Origin of the sequence: Euhalothece natronophila Z-M001 (assembly GCF_007904085.1) — a bacterium.
Classification (GTDB): Bacteria; Cyanobacteriota; Cyanobacteriia; order Cyanobacteriales; family Rubidibacteraceae; genus Halothece; species Halothece natronophila.
The window spans coordinates 514,595-534,195 of record NZ_CP042326.1 but is presented as its reverse complement, the minus strand read 5'-3'; the positions used below and the strand labels follow the sequence as shown (position 1 = coordinate 534,195).

General features: G+C 41.8%; 16 protein-coding genes. 13 read left to right on the top strand and 3 right to left on the bottom strand.

The features are described from left to right. Positions 1-24 precede the first annotated feature (24 nt). Complete coding sequence (gene argS / locus FRE64_RS02460; RefSeq protein WP_146294512.1) at positions 25-1,779, top strand: arginine--tRNA ligase; 1,755 nt, start codon at positions 25-27, stop codon at positions 1,777-1,779. Positions 1,780-1,799: 20 nt separating this feature from the next. Here the strand turns inward: argS and FRE64_RS02455 are convergent, their stop codons facing one another. Beyond that, a complete protein-coding gene (locus FRE64_RS02455) occupies positions 1,800-3,110 on the bottom strand; it encodes a PleD family two-component system response regulator (RefSeq protein ID WP_146294511.1) in 1,311 nt (436 codons plus the stop codon). Between the two features lie 202 nt (positions 3,111-3,312). Between FRE64_RS02455 and FRE64_RS02450 the strand changes: the two genes are divergently transcribed. From FRE64_RS02450 to FRE64_RS02440, 3 genes are all read left to right on the top strand, one after another. Further along, on the top strand, positions 3,313-4,164 hold the full coding sequence (locus tag FRE64_RS02450) for an alpha/beta fold hydrolase (protein ID WP_146294510.1): 852 nt from the start codon (positions 3,313-3,315) through the stop codon (positions 4,162-4,164). A 76-nt stretch (positions 4,165-4,240) separates the two neighbouring features. Continuing rightward, positions 4,241-4,705 carry a photosystem II protein PsbQ gene (gene psbQ / locus FRE64_RS02445; protein WP_146294509.1) on the top strand — a complete coding sequence of 155 codons (465 nt, stop codon included), beginning with the start codon at positions 4,241-4,243 and terminating at the stop codon, positions 4,703-4,705. Then, on the top strand, positions 4,702-5,763 hold the full coding sequence (locus FRE64_RS02440) for an NAD(P)/FAD-dependent oxidoreductase (protein WP_146294508.1): 1,062 nt from the start codon (positions 4,702-4,704) through the stop codon (positions 5,761-5,763). The genes psbQ and FRE64_RS02440 overlap by 4 nt, the downstream gene beginning before the upstream one ends. Here the strand turns inward: FRE64_RS02440 and FRE64_RS02435 are convergent. Beyond that, a complete protein-coding gene (locus FRE64_RS02435) occupies positions 5,760-6,791 on the bottom strand; it encodes an aromatic ring-hydroxylating dioxygenase subunit alpha (RefSeq protein ID WP_146294507.1) in 1,032 nt (343 codons plus the stop codon). The genes FRE64_RS02440 and FRE64_RS02435 overlap by 4 nt on opposite strands. Before the next feature lie 206 nt (positions 6,792-6,997). On the opposite strand from FRE64_RS02435, the gene plsX reads away from it, so the two are divergent. The 3 genes from plsX to fabD are packed head-to-tail and all read left to right on the top strand — an operon-like array spanning position 6,998 to position 9,986. After that, positions 6,998-8,062, top strand: a complete 1,065-nt coding sequence (gene plsX / locus FRE64_RS02430) for a phosphate acyltransferase PlsX (protein WP_146294506.1) — start codon at positions 6,998-7,000, stop codon at positions 8,060-8,062. A gap of 27 nt (positions 8,063-8,089) precedes the next feature. After that, positions 8,090-9,085, top strand: a complete 996-nt coding sequence (locus FRE64_RS02425) for a beta-ketoacyl-ACP synthase 3 (RefSeq protein ID WP_222597886.1) — start codon at positions 8,090-8,092, stop codon at positions 9,083-9,085. 16 nt (positions 9,086-9,101) lie between these two features. Then, positions 9,102-9,986: an ACP S-malonyltransferase gene (gene fabD, locus FRE64_RS02420; RefSeq protein ID WP_146294504.1), complete on the top strand. Its 885-nt coding sequence runs from the start codon at positions 9,102-9,104 to the stop codon at positions 9,984-9,986. A 95-nt stretch (positions 9,987-10,081) separates the two neighbouring features. Here fabD and FRE64_RS02415 read toward each other — a convergent pair whose 3' ends face one another. After that, positions 10,082-13,132 (bottom strand): UPF0182 family protein, encoded by a 3,051-nt coding sequence (locus FRE64_RS02415; protein WP_146294503.1) that lies wholly within the window; start codon positions 13,130-13,132, stop codon positions 10,082-10,084. 284 nt (positions 13,133-13,416) lie between these two features. On the opposite strand from FRE64_RS02415, the gene pilM reads away from it, so the two are divergent. The 6 genes from pilM to FRE64_RS02385 all read left to right on the top strand — a co-directional run bounded on the left by pilM (position 13,417) and on the right by FRE64_RS02385 (position 19,599). Beyond that, positions 13,417-14,529 (top strand): type IV pilus assembly protein PilM, encoded by a 1,113-nt coding sequence (gene pilM / locus FRE64_RS02410; protein WP_146294502.1) that lies wholly within the window; start codon positions 13,417-13,419, stop codon positions 14,527-14,529. Positions 14,530-14,544: 15 nt separating this feature from the next. Then, entirely contained in the window at positions 14,545-15,291 is a 747-nt protein-coding gene (locus FRE64_RS02405; RefSeq protein WP_146294501.1) for a PilN domain-containing protein, read from the top strand. Between the two features lie 28 nt (positions 15,292-15,319). Continuing rightward, positions 15,320-16,111 carry a coiled-coil domain-containing protein gene (locus tag FRE64_RS02400; protein WP_146294500.1) on the top strand — a complete coding sequence of 264 codons (792 nt, stop codon included), beginning with the start codon at positions 15,320-15,322 and terminating at the stop codon, positions 16,109-16,111. Between the two features lie 75 nt (positions 16,112-16,186). Next, a complete protein-coding gene (locus FRE64_RS02395) occupies positions 16,187-18,550 on the top strand; it encodes a type IV pilus secretin family protein (RefSeq protein WP_186708927.1) in 2,364 nt (787 codons plus the stop codon). A 77-nt stretch (positions 18,551-18,627) separates the two neighbouring features. Continuing rightward, positions 18,628-19,254, top strand: coding sequence for a DUF6391 domain-containing protein (locus FRE64_RS02390; RefSeq protein ID WP_146294498.1), 627 nt, complete (start codon positions 18,628-18,630; stop codon positions 19,252-19,254). 81 nt (positions 19,255-19,335) lie between these two features. Continuing rightward, a complete protein-coding gene (locus FRE64_RS02385) occupies positions 19,336-19,599 on the top strand; it encodes a photosystem I reaction center subunit IV (RefSeq protein WP_146294497.1) in 264 nt (87 codons plus the stop codon). The last annotated feature ends 2 nt before the right edge of the window (positions 19,600-19,601 follow it).

Sequence of the window (19,601 nt, the reverse complement as noted above, 5' to 3'; positions counted from 1 at the left end):
ACTTATGTCAGGGATAAACCAAGAATGTACTCATTATTAGAACAACTGCGACAACACTTTTCTCAAGCCCTAGTCAACGCATTTGGCGAGGAATACGCCGATACTGATCCTTTAGTGACACTGGCGGCTAAACCCGAATTTGGGGATTATCAGTCTAATATTGCCCTTTCTCTTGCAAAACCCCTGAAACAAAAGCCCCGCGATACCGCCCAGCAAATTATTGATCACCTTGATCTATCTGAATTATGTGAACCCCCCGAAATTGCAGGACCCGGCTTTATAAATCTACGCCTGAAACCCAGTTATTTAGAAAGCCAACTAAAAACTATTTCTCAAGATAGCCAACTTGGCGCAGAAAAAGCTGAAACGCCGCAAAATGTCATTGTTGACTTTTCTAGTCCCAATATCGCTAAAGAAATGCACGTGGGACACCTCCGTTCTACCATTATCGGAGATTGTATTGCGCGTATTTTAGAATTTCGCGGTCACGATGTCTTACGTCTCAATCATGTTGGTGACTGGGGAACGCAGTTTGGAATGCTGATTGCTTATTTACGAGAAGCCTATCCCGAAGCCTTAACTAAAGCTGATGCCTTAGCAATTGGTGACTTAGTGACTCTCTATAAAGAAGCGAAAAAACGCTTTGATGAGGATGAAACTTTCCAGAAAACGGCGCGAGAGGAAGTGGTGAAATTGCAAAAAGGTGCGCCAGATAGTGTTCAAGCATGGGAATTACTCTGTGAACAGTCACGGCGAGAGTTTCAGGTAATTTATGATTTGCTGGGCGTGGAATTAACGGAACGCGGCGAGTCTTTTTATAATCCTTTTCTCTCAGAAGTGGTGCAGGAATTAGAAGCAAAAGGCTTAGTAGAAGAAGATCAAGGCGCGAAATGTGTTTTCCTCGAAGGCTATACCAATAAATCGGGGGAACGCCTCCCGTTAATTATCCAGAAAAGCGACGGCGGTTATAATTACGCCACCACGGATTTAGCGGCGATTCGCTATCGCATTCGAGAAGATGGAGCGCAACGGGTGATTTATGTAACCGATGCTGGACAAGCTAGTCATTTTGACCAAGTGTTTCAGGTGGCAAAACGCGCTGGTTGGGTGTCCGATGATGTGGAGTTGGTTCATGTTCCCTTTGGGTTAGTACAAGGAGAAGATGGGAAGAAATTAAAAACCCGTTCAGGGGATACGATACGGTTACGGGATTTGTTGGATGAAGCGATCGCGCGATCGCGCCAAGATTTAGAACAACGCTTTCAAGAGGAAGGAAGAAACGAAAGCGAAGAATTTATCGCAAAAACGGCAAAAATTGTCGGCATTAGTGCGGTTAAATACGCTGATCTCAGTCGCAACCGTACCAGTAATTATGTCTTTAGCTTTGATAAAATGCTCGCCCTACAGGGAAATACCGCCCCATATCTTCTCTATGCTTATGTCAGAGTCCAAGGAATCAGCCGTAAAGGTAACATTGACTGGGAAACCCTCAACAAGCAAAATATTACCCTTGAAGATAACAGTGAGTTAGTTCTTGCCAAACATATCCTACAACTGAGCGATATTCTGAAAGAGGTAGAAAAAGACTTACTTCCCAATCGCCTCTGTCAATATCTATTTGAACTCTCTCAAAAATTCAATCAATTTTATGATCGCTGTCCTATTTTGCAAGCAGAAGCAGACAAACGCGCCTCTCGCCTGATGTTAGCAGATTTAACCGCCCGTACCCTCAAGCTAGGACTCTCCCTATTAGGGATTGAAGTCTTAGAGAGAATGTAATTCCCTAACTGAAGGCTCAATTAACTCACTGTATTTTGGACAATAGTTTGCTTATCCAATACTTTTTCCTGCTGACTATTTCTATATTTTACAAGGAGAGAACTAAGATGATAGTAAGTGAAAAGCTTGCTATCAATCACTTCGTTAGCCCCTAGGGAGAAAATTTCCTTAACTTCTTTATTTTGGATTTCTTCATTAGTATAAATAACGATAGGCACTTGATCGCTAATCCCTAAACGCTTAAGAATTTTACAAAATTCCGTTTCTTTAATGATTGAGTTATCTGGATTAAAGAAAATAAATTTAGGCTGAAAATGTTGATTATCTTGCAGTTCTAGAATTGCTTTAAGGCTATCTGAAAATACTTGAAACTCGTATCCTTGTTCAAGCGCGATCGCGCTAAGTAAATTGTGATTATCAGCATTACTATCAATAGCTAATAGCAGGTTAGAGTCAGTTACACTGTCTAAAAATGTAATTGTCGAATAAGAGTCCTTACTGATTTTACTAACAGCAATATCTTGAATTTTTTCAAATTGAACCAGTCCTTTTAATACATAAGGAGCTAATGCACAACCAGATTTCAAAAAATTTCCGTTATGCTTAAACTTAAAGGCTAAATCTCTTAAAGTCGTTCGTCCTTGTAAGGCTTTTGACAGGTTTCGATAAACCTTATCAGAGACAATTGGTTTTAAAGCCTGGGGGTTAACCAATAGAGGTGCTTCATTAGGGGAACAGGTTGCTAACCCCGCCTTAACCCATTGTTTCCAGGTTTGATAAGTCGTTTCTTGTAACTCTTTTAAGGTTGGCAATAGACTACGAGGCAAACGATAGTAAGGATCAGGATGAATGTCTTCTTGACATTTAACTTGTATGCCATCACCAATGCCCGTTAACTCCGTAATAGTAAGAACTTTGGTTTGCTCTTTGAAATAATAATGCTCGTAAATAGGAAGTTCAAATGCTTGCACTGCATCAAACAGAACTTCTAGCAAAACTCCTTTAATAATATTTTGGATTTGTTCTGAGGACAAATGACGATTTTGTGAGAGTCGTCTTAATTCAGTACAATCCCAGCATTCCCCATTTTGGTTAATTCGGCTCATTTGAGGAAGTTGACCCGTAGCAGCATAAAATTGCCTACGCCAGCGTCTTAAAGGATGGCTCCCCCCATAAGCCCAAATTAACGAGCCTAACATAAAGTAAAAGCACCATTTCTGGTTCTGAAAGCCTGAAATTTCAACTTTTCCCGTGAACTGTTGGGAATGATAGAAAAAAAGATGCCGAAAAATCCGATTACAAGTTAAACGCTGTTCTAACACAGAAGTCATGATTTTGGTATGAATGTAAAAGTGTTATTCTTATCTTACGTATTTTTGCTGAACCGATTATAGCACTCCTTGTCCAGCCTTGCACACAAATGAAAAGTGATTTTACTTTAAAGTTAATCCTTTTTAAGAAGAAATTTACAAAATCATTCTTTCTAAAATGATTATTTGCTAGGTTGTAAGAACGTCTTTTATCAATTCACTAATGACCAACCTAGAAGAGAAAACAATTGAAATTGACCAACAACAGTGGTTTTACCGCCAAGCTAGCCCCAAAAATGAAAGTGAAGCCCCACCAGTGGTCTTATTACATGGACTACTAGCGCATAGTTATAGCTGGCGCATTCTTTTAGAAGATATTGCTGAAATGGGACTCATGGGTTATGCCCCTGATTGGTTGGGAGAGGGATCTTCAGCTAAGCCTTCTCGCCGTGAATTTCCTTATACTCCAGAGGCTTACCTTGCCGCTTTAGAAAAATTATTTCATAGTCTTGAATTATCCCGCTTTCATTTAGTTGTACAAGGCTTTGTTGGTTCGATTGGATTACAATATGCTTTTCGTCATCCCGAACAAATTGAACGGCTCGTGATTCTAAACACTCCCCTCTCTTCCTCAGTACGATTACCGTGGTTAATGCGTCAATGGGCATTTCCACTTATGGGAGAAATGTTAACTCAAGATCCCCTTTTAGTGGATCGCACTTTAGAAAAAGGAAGTGGCTATGTAATTTCTGATAAGAATCTCAATATTTATCGGGAACCTTTCTTAAAAAATTCCCAAGCGGGACGCTCGTTAGTGGCAACGATTAAAAATCTTAATCTTTCTCAAGCAATGGCAGAAATTGAAGCAGGCTGGAAAGAATGGGATAAGCCAACCCAGATTATTTGGGGGATGGGAGATCCTTGGTTAAGTGCAGACGTTCCGAAAGCCCTTGCTGACGAGTACAATCATATTCGTTTTGTTAAATTAGAAGAGGGAAAACATTATCCTCAAGAACACTGCTCAGACGAAATTAGCCCTATTTTATTAACGTTTCTACGTCAACAAACTGCTTAAGTTTTTTTGAGAACACCCCAAAAATTGATATGCTTATCTCAAAGAAAATCAGTTAATTTGACACTATTTAATCATCATGTTAAGAAAACGCTCTATCTTATCTTTACTAATGGCTTTAGTTGCCATTGTCTTAGTAAGTTGTGGGGGAGGCAATGAAAACACCGCTCCTCCTACCTATAGCAGTGAACAAGTTGAACAAATTCAGCAGGCTTTGCCCCCTGTTAAACAAGCCAGACAACGCTTAACTCAACTAGAACCCTTATTACAAAAAGAAAAATGGTCTGATGCCTATAGCTTATTACATGGTCCTTTGGGAGGATTGCGTCGAGAAATGAGTTACGTTACTCGCAACTTGTTACCGACAGATCAAGAAAAAGCCAGGGAGTATGCAAAAGCCTTATTTGAAGATATTGAAAAAATTGATGCAGCAGTGGAAGCGGAAGTCGCTTCTCGTGCTTTACAAAGTTACGATCGCGCTCTCAATGACTTTGATCAGTATCTCAGTTTAATTCCTGAACCTAAACCTGAAGAAAATTCATGAAACGGATCATGATTGTGGGTGGTGGTATTGTTGGCGCAACCATCGCCTACGAACTCAGCAAAAATTCTGAGTTTCAAATCACTATTATTGACAAAGATGTTCCCGCTCAAGCCTCAACAGGGGCTGCCTTAGGGCTACTATTTGGAGTCATCAGCCAAAAAAAACAAGGACGGGCTTGGGAGTTACGAGAAATCAGTCTTCGTCGCTATTCCCAGTTATTAGTAGAATTGCAGGAGCAAACAGGGGAGACAATTCCGCACCTGCAAGGACTGATTCATCTTTGTTTCTCCCCCGAAGAAATGGCAAAATGGCAAGAGTTAGCCAGCTTACGAGAACAACAGGGGTGGCAGCTAGAACTTTGGAATCAAAGCCAATTACAGGCTGCTTGTCCGACCCTAAATACTTCGCAAATGGTAGGAGCAGTTTATTCTCCTCAAGATTTGCAAGTTAACCCCCAAGCCTTAACCACAACTTTACTCAAAGCCGCAGAACAAAATGGAGTGACTCTCAGTTGGGAAACAGAAGCAACTGCAGTTTCTGTTACCGAAAACGGGGATGATAAACATAGTCACACAGTTCATACTAATCAGGGAGACTGGGAGGTTGACCATTTAATTATTGCCGCTGGTTTAGGCTCTTTTCCCCTAACCCAACATCTGAAAAAACCCCTTCCCTTAACTCCTGTGTTAGGACAAGCAATGCGAGTGCGATTAAATAATGACAATGGTTTGTCCTCTGTAGTCACAGGAAACGATGTTCATCTGATTCCTTTAGGAAAGAATGAATATTGGGTTGGGGCAACTGTAGAATTTCCAGAACAGCCTCTAGTTGATCCGTTAGATAAGGTTTGGGAACAAGCCTGTAGTTATTATCCCGCCTTAGCTGAGGCAGAAATTCTTGAAACATGGTCTGGGGAACGTCCTCGCCCTAGCCAGCAAGCTGCCCCTGTCATAGAATATTTAGAAGGATATGATAATGTTATTCTCGCAACAGGGCATTATCGAAATGGGGTGTTATTAGCTCCAGCAACAGCCACTAAAGTCAAGGAATTACTTTAAGAATTGGAAAGTGCTTGCTTGCGAATTAAACGTTGAACGCTGCCTAAAACAGGATTAAATTCATATCCCCGTTGATGTGGGTTTTCCAAAAAGGCTTGTTGCTCTTGTTCTATCATTTCTACATCTTGACGCACTAATCCATCTAATAGTTTTTGGGCGGAACCAAAGAGGGCATTTTTTAAGCCGCGACGGAACCAGATCGGAAGTTTATGTAATCGCCAAAAAGCGTTTAAAGATGTAAAGTGAATCAAATAGGCTCGCGTTGAAGTTTCATTAACGGGAGAAAACAAACAGTAAATTTTAAAATCTTCTCCTAACGTGGAAAACCAATGAGGATAACAGTAACTGACAGTTAAAGGTTCAGGGTGAAGCTGTCTGAGTTGAGGAAAAAAGAGTTGCGAAATTGACCAAATTCTATTAATTCGGTAATAACTTTGAGCTTGATAATAGCCGTGAACTTCCTCTTCGGTTTCGTCTATTTTGTCGAGTTTAGCATCAGTCCAAGCCTGCCAATCTTGATGTAAATGTCCATGATACATATCCATTAAATTTTCAATTAAATAGGAATAATGGGCTTGGGTTTCAATAATAGAAACAGTGGCAATATAGTTAAGATGATCCCATTCTGGAACGGTAAAGCGGGGAACTTTGGGGGCGCGATCGCGCTCTCCTAAAAATAACCAAATAAATCCATCCCCTTCTTGCACCGGATATTGGCGCAACTGACAAGGAGGCAGTTTCTGTTTCTCATTCAAATAGGGAACAGCAACACATTTTCCTTCCCGATTAAATCTCCAACCATGATAAGCACATTCTAAGGTATTGCCAGAAACATTCCCCGAACTTAATTTAACAAAACGATGCGGACAGCGATCCTCTAAGGCGCAAATCTCTCCATTTTCCTGTCGATATAGGACAATCGGTTGCTTCCAAAGGGTAACCGAATAAGGGGTAGTGGTCACTTCATTACTTCGAGCCACTACATACCAATGATTCAGATTAATTCCCAGTTCGCGAACTGATTCCATATTTACTGTTGATGCTTTGTTACGTCTCATCTGTTTTATCTTAACGCTCCATTGCTCTGTTCAATATGATCAGAAAAAAATACGACTAGTCAGTTGAGCCAATAACCTGTAATCTATCTTAAAGAGACACTGTAGCTTTTTTTTAGCTTAAAATTTACCAACAGGGGTTTTTAAAAACGCCTTAACACATAGACTTATTTAGATTTATGGGATCGACTCGCGCAAAAATTGCCGTTGACGCTATGGGAGGGGATCACGCTCCCGGCGAAATCATTAATGGGGCTATCCGAGCCACAGAAGAACTCGATGTAGATATCCTTTTGGTTGGTGATCCAGAACAAATTAACCCACATTTGGAACGCTTTGGCAGTAGCACCCATGCTCATTTAGAGGTTGTCCCTTCCGAAGGGGTCATCGAAATGACTGAAGAACCCATGGTGGGGCTAAAACGAAAACGTAAAGCCTCCATTAATGTTGCCATGGATATGGTGAAAACCGAACGCGCCGAAGCCGTGGTTTCCGCTGGACATTCTGGTGCAGGGATGGCTGCCGCTCTATTACGCTTAGGACGCTTAAAAGGGATTGAACGTCCTGCTATTGGGGCAATTTTTCCCACCCAAATTCCCAACAAGTCCGTAATTATTTTAGATGTGGGGGCAATTGTTGATTGTCGCGCCAAGCATTTAGAACAATTTGGCTTAATGGGAACAGTTTATAGTAAATACGTGCTTGGGAATAATGATCCGAAAGTGGGCTTATTGAATATTGGGGAAGAATCCTCCAAAGGAAATGAAGCAGCGATTCGTGCCTATCAGTTACTAGAAGCCAACGCTCAAATTCCTTTTATCGGGAATGCAGAAGGGCGAGATGTCTTATCTGGAAATTTTGATGTGATTGTTTGCGATGGCTTTGTCGGCAATGTGGTTCTCAAGTTTGCCGAAGCAGTGGGAGAGGTATTACTTGATATCCTAAAAGAAGAACTCCCACAAGGATTAAATGGACAATTAGGAACAGCCCTCCTGAAACCGAACCTAAAACGAATTAAACAACGGGTGGATCACGCAGAACATGGCGGTGGTCTATTACTAGGTGTAGATGGTATCTGCATTATTAGTCATGGTAGCTCGCAAGCCCCTTCCGTTTATAATGCAATTCGTTTGGCAAAAGATGCAGTGGATGAGCAGGTGATTACTCGCCTGCGTTCCTTTATGGCAGGGAAAATGGATATTCACAGTGATTCGACGGTGAGTAGTCAACCACCACAGGGGTAAAGGAGGAAAAACTTGTATTCAGCAGGAATGGCAATTACAGGGACGGGTTCAGCCGCGCCATCAGTTAAACTCACTAATCAGAATTTAAGCCAGATGGTGGAAACTTCTGATGATTGGATTACCACTCGCACAGGGATTAAGGAACGCTCAGTTGCGTCTCCCCAAGAGTCAGTAGTGAGTTTAGGCACTCAAGCAGCCCTTAATGCGCTGGAAATGGCGCAAGTGGATCCCAAAGAAATTGATTTGGTCATTTTAGCCACTTCTACCCCTGATGATTTGTTTGGGAGTGCGGTGAGTATCCAAACTGCTGTGGGGGCAACTCAGGCGGTGGGGTTTGATTTAACGGCGGCTTGTTCGGGGTTTGTATTTGGCTTAGTTAATGCTACTCAGTTTATTCGCACTGGCGTTTATCGTAAGGTGTTATTGGTTGGGGCAGATTTATTATCTCGTTGGGTGGATTGGTCGGATCGTAGCACTTGCATTTTATTTGGGGATGGTGCCGGGGCGGTGGTTATTGAAGCAACAACACCTGATCATGATGGTTTGCTAGGGTTTGAGTTATGCAGTGATGCTCAATTAAGTCATACCTTAAATTTAGCTCACCAGGGAGAAGCTAAAACCTTGGTGGATCAAACCCAAGTTAGTCAGGGAAGTTATCGCCCGATCGCGATGAAAGGGAAAGAGGTTTATCGCTTTGCGGTGGAGAAAGTACCAGAAGTGATTTCTAAGGCCCTATTTCGGGCAGAATTAACCGCTAAGGATGTGGATTGGTTGTTACTCCATCAGGCAAATCAGCGGATTATGGATGCGGTGGCGCAACGATTGAATCTACCGCGCGATCGCGTGATTAGTAATTTAGCCCACTATGGGAATACTTCTGCTGCTTCCATTCCTTTAGCCCTCGATGAAGCCATGCGAGCAGGAAAACTCCATGCTAATGATATTATTGCTATGTCAGGGTTTGGTGCTGGGTTAACTTGGGGAGCCGCGATCGTACAATGGCAAATTAATCAGAAAGAATAGGATAAGGAAATCAAAAATGAGTAAACTTGCGTTTGTTTTTCCAGGACAAGGTTCACAAGCAGTTGGGATGGAAACTGATTTAGCCGAAAGCGCGATCGGTCAAGAACGATTTAAGCAAGCAGAAGAGATTCTCGGTTGGTCAGTTTTAGACACTTGCCGCCAAGATGAAGAAAACTTGTCTCGCACCCTCTACACTCAACCTTGTCTCTATGTGGTGGAATCTATCCTCACTGACATTTTAATTGACGAAGGGGGGTATCTTCCCCAATATGTCGCCGGTCATAGTTTAGGGGAATACAGTGCTTTATATGCTGCCCGTGTGTTTGGCTTTGATGCTGGTTTAAGATTAGTGCAACAACGAGCAAAACTCATGGATCAAGCTGGTGGCGGCAAAATGGTTGCCCTGATGAAATTCGATCGCGCTCAACTCGAAGAAACCCTTGCTAAAACCAGTGATGTAGTCTTAGCGAATGATAATAGCTCTCAACAAGTTGTCATTTCAGGAACTCCCGAAGCAGTTGATTCAGTTTTATCAGAAGTAAAAGCAAAAAGAGCCGTTCCCCTAAAAGTCTCAGGGGCGTTTCATTCCCCATTAATGGAAGAAGTTGCCCAAGATTTCCAAAAAATTTTAGATGAAGTTCCCTTTGGCGAGGCTTTAATTCCCGTTTTATCCAATGTTGATCCCATTCCTAGTACGGATCCAACAGAACTCAAATCCCGTTTAATGCAGCAGATGACCGGTACAGTCCGTTGGCAAGAAACCCTAATTCAACTCGCTGAGGAAGGGGTTTCGGAACTGGTAGAAGTGGGGCCGGGAAATGTCCTCACAGGCTTGTGTAAACGCACTTGCCCCAGTCTCGAATTGAAAAATATTGATCGCGCTGAGAATTGTCAAATTTAGTCATTAGTCATTAGTCATTAGTCACTGGTCATTGGTCACTGGTCACTGCTTTACCAAGAACGAAAGACAAAGGACAAAGGACAAAGGACAAATATTTATTCCAGTTCTAACTCTTCTGGAACAGGTGTAGTTTCATCTTCGAGAGGACGAAGAATGGCTGGCACGTCCTCTGCTTTCTCTGGTTGGAAAATAACATTAATTGCCTCTTGTAAAGTTTCTGCCATAGCAATCCGATTTTCATATACCACAATGACTCGAATTAGGGTGGGTAAACTGGTTCGCGCTGCTTCTAAGTAAACGGGTTCCACATACAATAAGGATTCTTCAATGGGAATCACTAATAAATTACCTTGTATGGTTTGCGATCCTTGTCGATTCCAGAGAGAGATTTGTTGAGAAATCACCGGGTCTTGATTAATTAAGGCTTCTATTTGTTCCGGTCCAAAAATTAATCTCTGTTTCGGGAATTGATAGAGTAATTGTCGCCCATAAAATTCGCCATCCGATCGCGCTGCCAACCAAGCAATCATATTATTTCGGTCTGGTGGCGTAAACGGAAGTAAGAGAATAAACTCTTCTCGTTCGGCATCAGGCAACTTCATGGTGAGATAATAGGGTTCTACGGCTTGGGCTTGTGTGCCATAAATTTCTCGGGGAATTTCCCATTGATCCTCTCGGTTATAAAAAACTTGCGGATCCGTCATGTGATAGTTTAAGAGTCTTTCTGATTGCACCTTAAACAAATCCACAGGATAGCGAATATGGCTTCTTAGGGTTATCGGCATCTCCTCTAGAGAGTGGAATAAATCTGGAAACACTTTGTCCCACGCATGAATAATGGGATCATCATCAGCAATGTAAAATTGGATATCCCCATCGTAAGCATCAATAATCACCTTCACTGAATTACGGATATAGTTAAAGCCATAACCCCCTGGATCAGAATAGGGATAATGGTCATTCATGGTATAAGCATCGAGAATCCAATAAAGATGACTTTCTGATGTTCCTGCTAAAGAGTCTTCAGTGTGGGCAGTGACCAAGTAAGGATCGCGATCAAACCCTAAAAACGGCGCGATCGCGCTAACCCTTTCTTTAATATTCCGTCGCATGAGGAGGGTGGTTTCAGTTGTAAAATTTTGAGTAAACAACATTTGCCAATCTTTCAAATACTCAGCAAATAATCCTCTTCGCCACCAACTGCCAATATTAATCCCCCCTTCACCGCCGTAAACGTTATAAGCATTCTCGTCGCCGCGAGGAAAATCTAACTCTAGTTGTCCCGTCCGCGTCATGACATAATCTTGAGTTAACTCGCCATAATAAATTCTGGGATTGCCAATGGGGATACTATCGCGAATCTGCGGATTAGCAGTTCTTAGTTTTCCGGCTTCTTCCTCTTCTCCTGTACCAATATCTTGAATATAATAGTAAGGCAATCCCCCTTCACCCACTTGATTAACCGGAGAGAGAGTAAACCCATAACCGTGGGTATAAACTAAATGGCGATTCACCCAAGTTTGACCTTGTTGAGGAATTGCACTAAAGTTTAATTCTCGCGGGGAAATAATAACCTGCTGGCGTTCTGTCAGTTGATTAGGATTTTCTAGATCCCCAATGCCTTTTAGCAGGGTATAACGGTCAATATCAGCATCAGGGAACTCATAGTAAAGACGAATTCGTTGTAATTGACGATTGGTTTGTAAAATGGGGCGAGTATCCCAAAGCCGAATATTGCGAATCGTCTGATCATTGGCTTCAATATCTGCTAGAGTTAAATCTCCTTGGGGATCAAAGGGTTCTTCTTCAATCCGATCTAAAGCAAACCCAGCGCGAGTCATGGTAATTGATCGTTCTAAATAGGGTCTTTCTTTTTCTAACTCATTAGGAAGTACCTCAAACTGTTGGACTAATGGCGTTAACCCTACTCCTAACAACAATCCTAAGGCATAGATAATCAGAGCAACCCAAGGGGAACGACCACTGATTTGAAAACGATTGGGATGAATGAGTGCGTGAGCAAATAACCAAATTCCCGCGATCGCAGCAGTAATACTTAAAAACGTTTCCACCGGGAGTTGCACTTGTGCATCAGCATAACTTGCCCCATAGATCACCCCTCGTTCTGAGTACAATAGTTCATATCGTGCTAAGGCGTGCCTTAAAGATAAGGTTAATAATACCAGACCCCCTAGCCCATATAAATGACGCAATTGGGGATAAGAAAACCCTAAAAACTGCCCGTTAGAAATGCTATTATTAGAACCTAAGTAAATTAAACTGACTGCACATAAGCCATATAAAAATAAGCCTCCTACCCAAAAATCTAATAATTCCCAAATCGGTAAGCTAAAAACATAAAATCCCACATCTTTGCTAAAAATTGGATCAGTTTTTTCAAACGAAATGGCATTTAGAAATAGCAAAAGCTGTTCCCAATTTAAAGCACAAACTAAACCTAAAAAAACGCTAATAACCCCAGCAAATAACTTTAACCCTAACCGCCTTTTCATCATTAAAAAGCCACAAAATCCAATTAAAATAGGGATTTGCCATTTTGCTTGCCAAATTTGTTGGAGTAAATTTTGAATATCTTGTAACTTCAGGGAAGAAATAAAAAAGGGCTTTAAATTAGAAACATCGTAGCTTTCTGTAACATCTGAAGCGGTATATAAATTAGTTAGAAAGGGAATTTCTAAAATTGAACTCAGAAAGGATAAACTAATTTGCAAGTAATGCAGTAACAAAAAGCTAATCAAAAGACAAATTAACCCCATCAACGTTAAGAGAGGGCGGAGAGTCATTTTCCCCAGAATTGGTTTTTTTTGAGCATAACTCTTACCGTAATTAGAGGACTCAAACCCACTTAGCTTTTCCGCAAGGAACAAGTTCAGTCCTAAAAATAGTGCTGAAACAGCAAAAACGCTCGTTGCTAGACTAATTTGAGTTAAAAGACGGGTTAACCAAACCCCTAAGTAGTCAACTTCCTGAAACCAAAACCACTCCCCCAAGAAACGACACACTAAATCTACCGTTGTAATCAATCCAACGGTAATAATAAGCAATTTTAACCAGAAATAGCTCTTGCGTAAAATTTTTCTTTGGCGAGGAGTTGAAAAAGATGATGGAGATTGATTTACTGTCATTGTTGGGAAGTATTAGTAAAGGGGATTATCGAGGAGAGGAATGACTAAATTAATGGAACAACTGAGTTATTTATCCTTTATTACTTGTCCTTTTTTTTGTCTTACACAATGATCAATGACTTATCTCCGTTAATTCTAGCAAAAATCCATCAAAGTAGCTAAGTAAGTAATTTCCTCAGACTTTTACAAAAAGTGTATGAGATCATTTAAAGTAAACGAAAAATTGTTGACAATTAAGCAGTTTGCTTTTCTGTAAACTTTAAGCAAATAGCCCGATTAAAGAGATGTTAAAATTTTTATCAAAACTGACTCCTGGCTTTCTTCAAAAGAAGGCAAAGGGAGTAGGAATTGAAATTACACCGAACCAAATTAACATTGCAAAAGTAAATAGCACAGAGCAAGGTTATGAACTAGCAACCCTTGCTACTAAAGACGTTCCCGAGGGAATTTACACTGAGGGACGAATTTTTGATCCACCTAGTCTTGCCGAATTAATTAAGGAAGCTCTAGAGGAGAACAATATCACCTCCCAAAGTGTTAGCACGGCGATTCCGATGCGAGACTCTATTGTCAATATTATTCCAGTACCGGCAGAACTAGAAGAAGACGAATTAAGAGATGTGGTTCTCAATCAAGAAGCAGGGCTTTATCTCCCCTATCCTAAAGAGGAAGTGGACTTAGACTATCAGAAATTAGGCTACTTTGCTGATGAAGATGGGATTGAAAAAGTACAAGTGCTACTCATTGCCACACGGCGAGAAGTAACGGATCTCTATCTTGATATTTTTCAAGAGCAAGTCGGACTCAACATTAATGCTCTTGAGATTAACACGATCGCGCTCATTCGGACGATCCGAGAACAGCTGCGACAGTATCCTTCTCAAGAAGCCGTGATTTTAGTGGATATTGAGTTTGATAGCACCGAATTGGCGATTATCGTTGATGGCGTGCCCGAGTTTAACCGCACCATTCCCATTGGGAGTTTTCAACTGCAAAGTGCCCTCAGTCGCGCCATGAATCTTCCTCCTTCTCGGAATTTAGAGCCTTTACAAGAAATGACCTTGCCCCTACCCTCTGATGCTAAAGAACAAACGACACCTTTTAATCCCGGGATGGAAGCATTACAGCGAGTTTTAGGGGAATTAACCGATGAAGTTCGTCGTTCGGCAGATTATTACTTAAATCAAACTGAAGGCTTAGAAATTGTCCAAATCTTTTTAGCAGGTTCCGGAGCCGGGATTGGTCAATTAGATAGCTTCTTTTATCAGCGTCTTAATATTCCAGCGACCCAAATTGATCCCGTTGAGGCTTTATCCTTAGAAACGGATGAAGAAATTTCTGTGGCTCAACGCGTCAGTTTGGGAACGGTTTTAGGGCTAGCCCTACGAGAAGCATAAAAGGAGTGTCAATTTATGTATAGCTTAGATGTTAATTTCCTTAGGGAGCGCAAACAAGAGGCAAAACCGCGCAAAGAAACACAAACTCAACGACAAACCTTTACTCCACAAGGAGGAGGCGAAGACGATAAATTACCTCTAATTGTCGGGGCAATTGTTGGGGTGGCTCTACCAGCAATGGTCTTTGGGTATCAGTTAATTATTTCTCAACAAATCGAGGGGGTAGAAGAAGACGTTAGTGATTTAGAGCAAGAATTGGGTCAATTAGAAGGTCAACAGGAGGAGATTAATCAAAAGGAAGAAGAGTTAGAAGAAGCTGAGGACAATTTAACCGCGCTTGCTGATATTTTTAATACGATTAAACCCATGTCAGCAGTGTTACAGGATGTACGCGATCGCGCTCCTGGAAATATCCAGATTAATTCTTTACAGGAAGGTGAACAAGATAGCTTTGATGTAGAAGGAATTGGGGAGTCTTTTGAAGCGGTTAATTACTTTGTTTTGACCTTAAAACGTTCTCCTTTTATTGAGCAAGAAAGTGTTAATCTACAAACAGCAAGTCGCACTGACTTTAGTGTTGAAATTGAAGAACTCCCTCAAGATGTTGAAGAAGTATCTGCAGCCAGAGTGATTAGTTATACAATTTCTTTTCAACTTAATGATGAACCTGCTTCGGAATTAATTGCTAATTTCGAGGAGAAAGGAGCAACTGGTTTAGTGACTCGCATTAGAACTTTGCAAGAGAGAGGAATCATCGAATAATTACTTAAAAAATTAAGAGGAAACACTTATGACATTTAGTGACGAATTACCCCCAGAAGAACAACTAGAAGAAGAAGGCGGTGGCTATCCAGAAGCCTTTGGGATTACCTTTACTCCCTTAGTAAGTGGTATTACCTTTGGCGTTCTTGGCTTAATTGCTGCTATTTATTTATGGTTTGAGTTAGTTCAACCAGCACAACAAGAATATGATGATTTGGTTAGCGAAAGAAATGATCTCGAAAGTCAAATTGAAGCTCAGCCTGATCGGCGCGATCGCGTAGGGGAACTTGAACAAGAAATTGAACAAGTAAGATCACAACAAAATCAAGTGTTAGCTCTTTTAGCCAGTCAAGAGAACTTAGATACCCTATTATTTGACTTAGATCAAACAATTCAAAGAACTGCTAATCAAATTGGCGATGTCGAAATCCAAGGAGAAACAACTGAATTTCAACTAGAGAGTTTTCAGCCACAAATGACAAGCCCAGAAGTAGTTGAAGATGGCTCTTTTGGGAGTGCAGTTGATGGTAGAGTTCAACGCCAAACCTATAACTTAGAAGTCGTTGGAACTTACTCTCAAACCCAACAATTATTAAGAAACCTAGAACAATTACAGCCTTTACTATTGGTAAATGACTTTAGTACCCAATTGGTAGAACAACCGCAAGGAAGATTTTCTCCTGAGGAAAATCGCTTGTTAGCAATGACAACTCCACAATTGCGGTCAAGTTTTCAATTAGAAGCTATTTTGCCAGTTGATCCAGAGGTTTTAAGAGAACTTGAAGAAGGAGGTGACGAAAATGATAATGACGAGGACTAAGTTGAAAGTTATTTAATTGAAATTGGGAAAAGTGCAATAATAAACTACTAATTTATGATGAGGAGTGAGGAAACAATGATTAACAAACTATCTTCGCAATGGGGAATAGGACTAGCAGTGACAGCCATGTTGGTCATGTCACCTGCAATAGAAATAGCAAAAGCTCAAGAAAATGTACAGTTAGAGGAAACAGAACAAGGTTTTAATCTTTACCTCCGAACTCAAGGAGAAGCCAATATTTCCACCACTCAAGATGGAAATGTCTTAATTGCAGACTTAGATAATGCCGAAATTGATTTAGAAGGAGAAACTGAAGTTACCCATGATAATCCTTTTCCAGGGGTAGAATCTTTAACGATTACTCAAGCAGACACAGATCGCGTGCAAGTAACCGTTACCGGAACTGATGAAACTCCAGAAGCTATCCTTGAATCTGTTGCAAATGGCGAAGTGATTCTTGGTTTGAGCCTCCCAGGACAAGAGCCTTCTCAAGTCGCTGCCGAAGAACCATCTCAGCAAGAACAACCTGCTTCTCCTTCACCTCAACAACAGCCACCTCAGCAAGAACAACCTGCTTCTCCCTCACCTCAACAACAACCATCTGAAGAAGCGCAAGTTCCTTCTTTACCTGAATCAGACCCCCCAGAAGAGCCTGGCACTGACGCAGACGTAATGTTTCCAGATCCCGATGTGGAAATAAATCAGCAACCAGCACAGCAGGGACAACAACCCTCTCCTGAACTAGAACCGACTCGCCCCCGAGCAACAGCTCCCCCAGTAGGAGATATGGCAGTTTCTACCATTGATTCTTCTCCCGATATGGTTAGTTTGGGCGTTGATGATCGCGTCTCTCGGTTAGTGTTGCGAGAAGCCCCAGTGCGAGAGGTGTTATCTCTATTAGCGCGATCGGCTGATCTAAACCTCGTTTTTGCAGATCAAGCTGGTGATGAAGCACAGCAAACCATTTCCGTTGATTTAGAAAACGAATCAGTCCAAGAGGCCTTCAATTCCGTTTTACAACTCTCCAACTTACAAGCCAACCGCCGCGGCAATACCATTTTTGTTGGGGCTAACCTCCCCCGAGGAGCGCGAAACTTAATGACTCGCTCTGTACGCTTAAACCAAGTTCCAGCAAGTGATGCCGCCAATTTTCTGGCCAGTCAGGGCGCAGCCGGAGCCGGAGACGGAGAAAATAGTAACAGTGGAGATTTACTACAAGGATTATCTGTCTCAGTGGATGAACGCCTTAATTCTATTACCCTAGTGGGGGAGCCACGCAGTATTGAAATTGCCACTGACTTTCTGCAGCAGTTAGATGCCCGTCGGCGCCAAGTTGCCGTTAATGTCAAAATCATTGACGTTAACTTGCTCGAAACTGATGATTTTAGCACCAGTTTTTCCTTTGGCATTGGTGATAGCTTTTTTGTCAGCGATGCTGGAGCAGCCGCAGTTGGCTTTGGGGGAACAACCCCACCAACAAGTGGAGATGTAACAGAAACTCGTGGGCGACCTTTGCCACCTGTCCGATCAACCCCTATCCCTGGTGACGCAGAAGCACAGCCGTTTTTTGATCTTCAACCTGATGCCCCATTTAGTGAGCCTGGTCGGAGTGGTGATGTTATAGATGAAGGTTTTATTTTTGAGGATGCAGAAGGTGAACTTTTTGAAAGTGGTGGTACTACAAGATTCCCCAGATCAGTTCGCCCTAATTTTGGGACCCCAGAAAACCCGTTTCAGCCTGGCATCACTGAAATTGACGAGGGAGAGATTGAATTTAGCGTTCCTGAGTTATTCCAATTTCCCAGTCGCTTCTTAGGATTACTCGAAGCAGAAGTCACCAGTGGTAACGCAAAAATCCTCACTGATCCCACTCTCGTTGTCCAAGAAGGAGAATTAGCGCAAGTTAACCTCACTGAGGAAGTTTTTGGCGGAACCGAACTAGTTGTTCGAGAAGTGGGCGATGATAGCTTTACCGTAGAAGAACCTGTTATTCGGGATGCAGGATTGATCTTAGACATTGATGTGCAACGGATTGATGATAATGGTTTTATTACTCTCAATGTTGATCCCACTGTTTCCGCTATTAGTGGTACACAAAACACGCCAGTAGGAGAAATTGCCTTACTCCAAGAGCGCAGTTTAAGTTCTGGGCAAATTCGTCTGCGAGATGGGCAAACCCTAATTTTAGCTGGAATTATTCAAGATCAAGACCGCACAACTGTTAGTAAAGTTCCCATTTTGGGTGATCTTCCCATTATTGGTTCCCTTTTTAGAAGCACCAGTCGAACTCAAGAACGTCAAGAAGTTATTGTCTTGTTAACGCCTCAAGTTATGGATGATTCTCTAGAAGGAGGTGGTGGAAGCATGAACTATGAACCCGGTCCTGGTGCAAGAGAAATGTTAGACCAACAGGGTTATCCCACCCCCCAACGAAGATAACGTTAGCATGGGTCAAAATCTCGTTAAAATTAGAGTAAACCTGACCACAGGGAAAACATTATTAGTCTGGTTTGCTGATGAGTATTGACACTACTGCAACGGAGTTTTTACGCCCTCAGCCCACGGGAGATAGCGAACTCTTAAAACAGCTTCCTTTTCTCCCAGGGTTGAAAGATTTTCTCATGTTACGGCAAGTTCACGCCCTAGAACATGGCACAGTTTGGATTTTAAGCGAGGATGGAACAAAAAATGGTCAAAGGATGAGTTTTTCTCCTACCCGCACCGATAATGAAACTTTGGGGGGCTTATCCACAGAAAAAGGATTTTATCTCTATGGAGAGGTTCCCCTACAGCAATTACAACGTGGCGTTAGCATCGCTCTACAACGTTTTAGAGAAGGAGAATGGGACTTAGCAGTTCATCCTCGGTGTGGAACCAATGTTTCCGTCGCACTATTGCTTAGTGCAGGGTTTACTTTAGGCTCTCATGTCGTTTTGCCCAAAGACCCGATTTCGCAATTATTAGGGATGGGTTTGGGAATGACCCTTGCTTCTACTCTCGCCCCTGATATTGGACAATTGACCCAAAAGTATTTAACCACAGCCGTTCCCTTTAATTTGGAGCTAGAAAATATTTACGCAACCACTGATTTGTGGGGACGTAGGGCAAATTTTGTGCAGTTGCGATGGCGAAATTTGCAATAAAACTTAAAATCAAAACCCACCAATAAACGACAAACTAGTAGTAGGCTTGGTTTTAAAAGTTATTTTTTGAGAAATTTAATCATGGCAGAAGTCAATCGCAAAGATAAAGTTAGAATCCTCCGTAAAGAGTCCTACTGGTACGGCGACGTTGGCACGGTTGCCAGTGTCGATAAAAGTGGCATTATCTATCCTGTTATTGTTCGGTTTGATAAAGTTAACTATTCTGGAGTTAATACCAACAACTTCGGCTTAGAAGAAGTGGAAGTTGTGGAAGCGGCTCCCAAGAAAAAAGCTAAGTCTGGCAGTAAAGATGACAGCAAAGCTGCCGCTAGCAAAAGCGAATAAGA

Bases quoted from the DNA above. Each gene is read 5' to 3' on its own strand.
- argS (WP_146294512.1), top strand. From the start codon at position 25: ATGTACTCATTATTAGAACAACTGCGACAACACTTTTCTCAAGCCCTA.
- FRE64_RS02455 (WP_146294511.1), bottom strand. From the start codon at position 3,110: ATGACTTCTGTGTTAGAACAGCGTTTAACTTGTAATCGGATTTTTCGG.
- FRE64_RS02450 (WP_146294510.1), top strand. From the start codon at position 3,313: ATGACCAACCTAGAAGAGAAAACAATTGAAATTGACCAACAACAGTGG.
- psbQ (WP_146294509.1), top strand. From the start codon at position 4,241: ATGTTAAGAAAACGCTCTATCTTATCTTTACTAATGGCTTTAGTTGCC.
- FRE64_RS02440 (WP_146294508.1), top strand. From the start codon at position 4,702: ATGAAACGGATCATGATTGTGGGTGGTGGTATTGTTGGCGCAACCATC.
- FRE64_RS02435 (WP_146294507.1), bottom strand. From the start codon at position 6,791: ATGGAATCAGTTCGCGAACTGGGAATTAATCTGAATCATTGGTATGTA.
- plsX (WP_146294506.1), top strand. From the start codon at position 6,998: ATGGGATCGACTCGCGCAAAAATTGCCGTTGACGCTATGGGAGGGGAT.
- FRE64_RS02425 (WP_222597886.1), top strand. From the start codon at position 8,090: ATGGCAATTACAGGGACGGGTTCAGCCGCGCCATCAGTTAAACTCACT.
- fabD (WP_146294504.1), top strand. From the start codon at position 9,102: ATGAGTAAACTTGCGTTTGTTTTTCCAGGACAAGGTTCACAAGCAGTT.
- FRE64_RS02415 (WP_146294503.1), bottom strand. From the start codon at position 13,132: ATGACAGTAAATCAATCTCCATCATCTTTTTCAACTCCTCGCCAAAGA.
- pilM (WP_146294502.1), top strand. From the start codon at position 13,417: ATGTTAAAATTTTTATCAAAACTGACTCCTGGCTTTCTTCAAAAGAAG.
- FRE64_RS02405 (WP_146294501.1), top strand. From the start codon at position 14,545: ATGTATAGCTTAGATGTTAATTTCCTTAGGGAGCGCAAACAAGAGGCA.
- FRE64_RS02400 (WP_146294500.1), top strand. From the start codon at position 15,320: ATGACATTTAGTGACGAATTACCCCCAGAAGAACAACTAGAAGAAGAA.
- FRE64_RS02395 (WP_186708927.1), top strand. From the start codon at position 16,187: ATGATTAACAAACTATCTTCGCAATGGGGAATAGGACTAGCAGTGACA.
- FRE64_RS02390 (WP_146294498.1), top strand. From the start codon at position 18,628: ATGAGTATTGACACTACTGCAACGGAGTTTTTACGCCCTCAGCCCACG.
- FRE64_RS02385 (WP_146294497.1), top strand. From the start codon at position 19,336: ATGGCAGAAGTCAATCGCAAAGATAAAGTTAGAATCCTCCGTAAAGAG.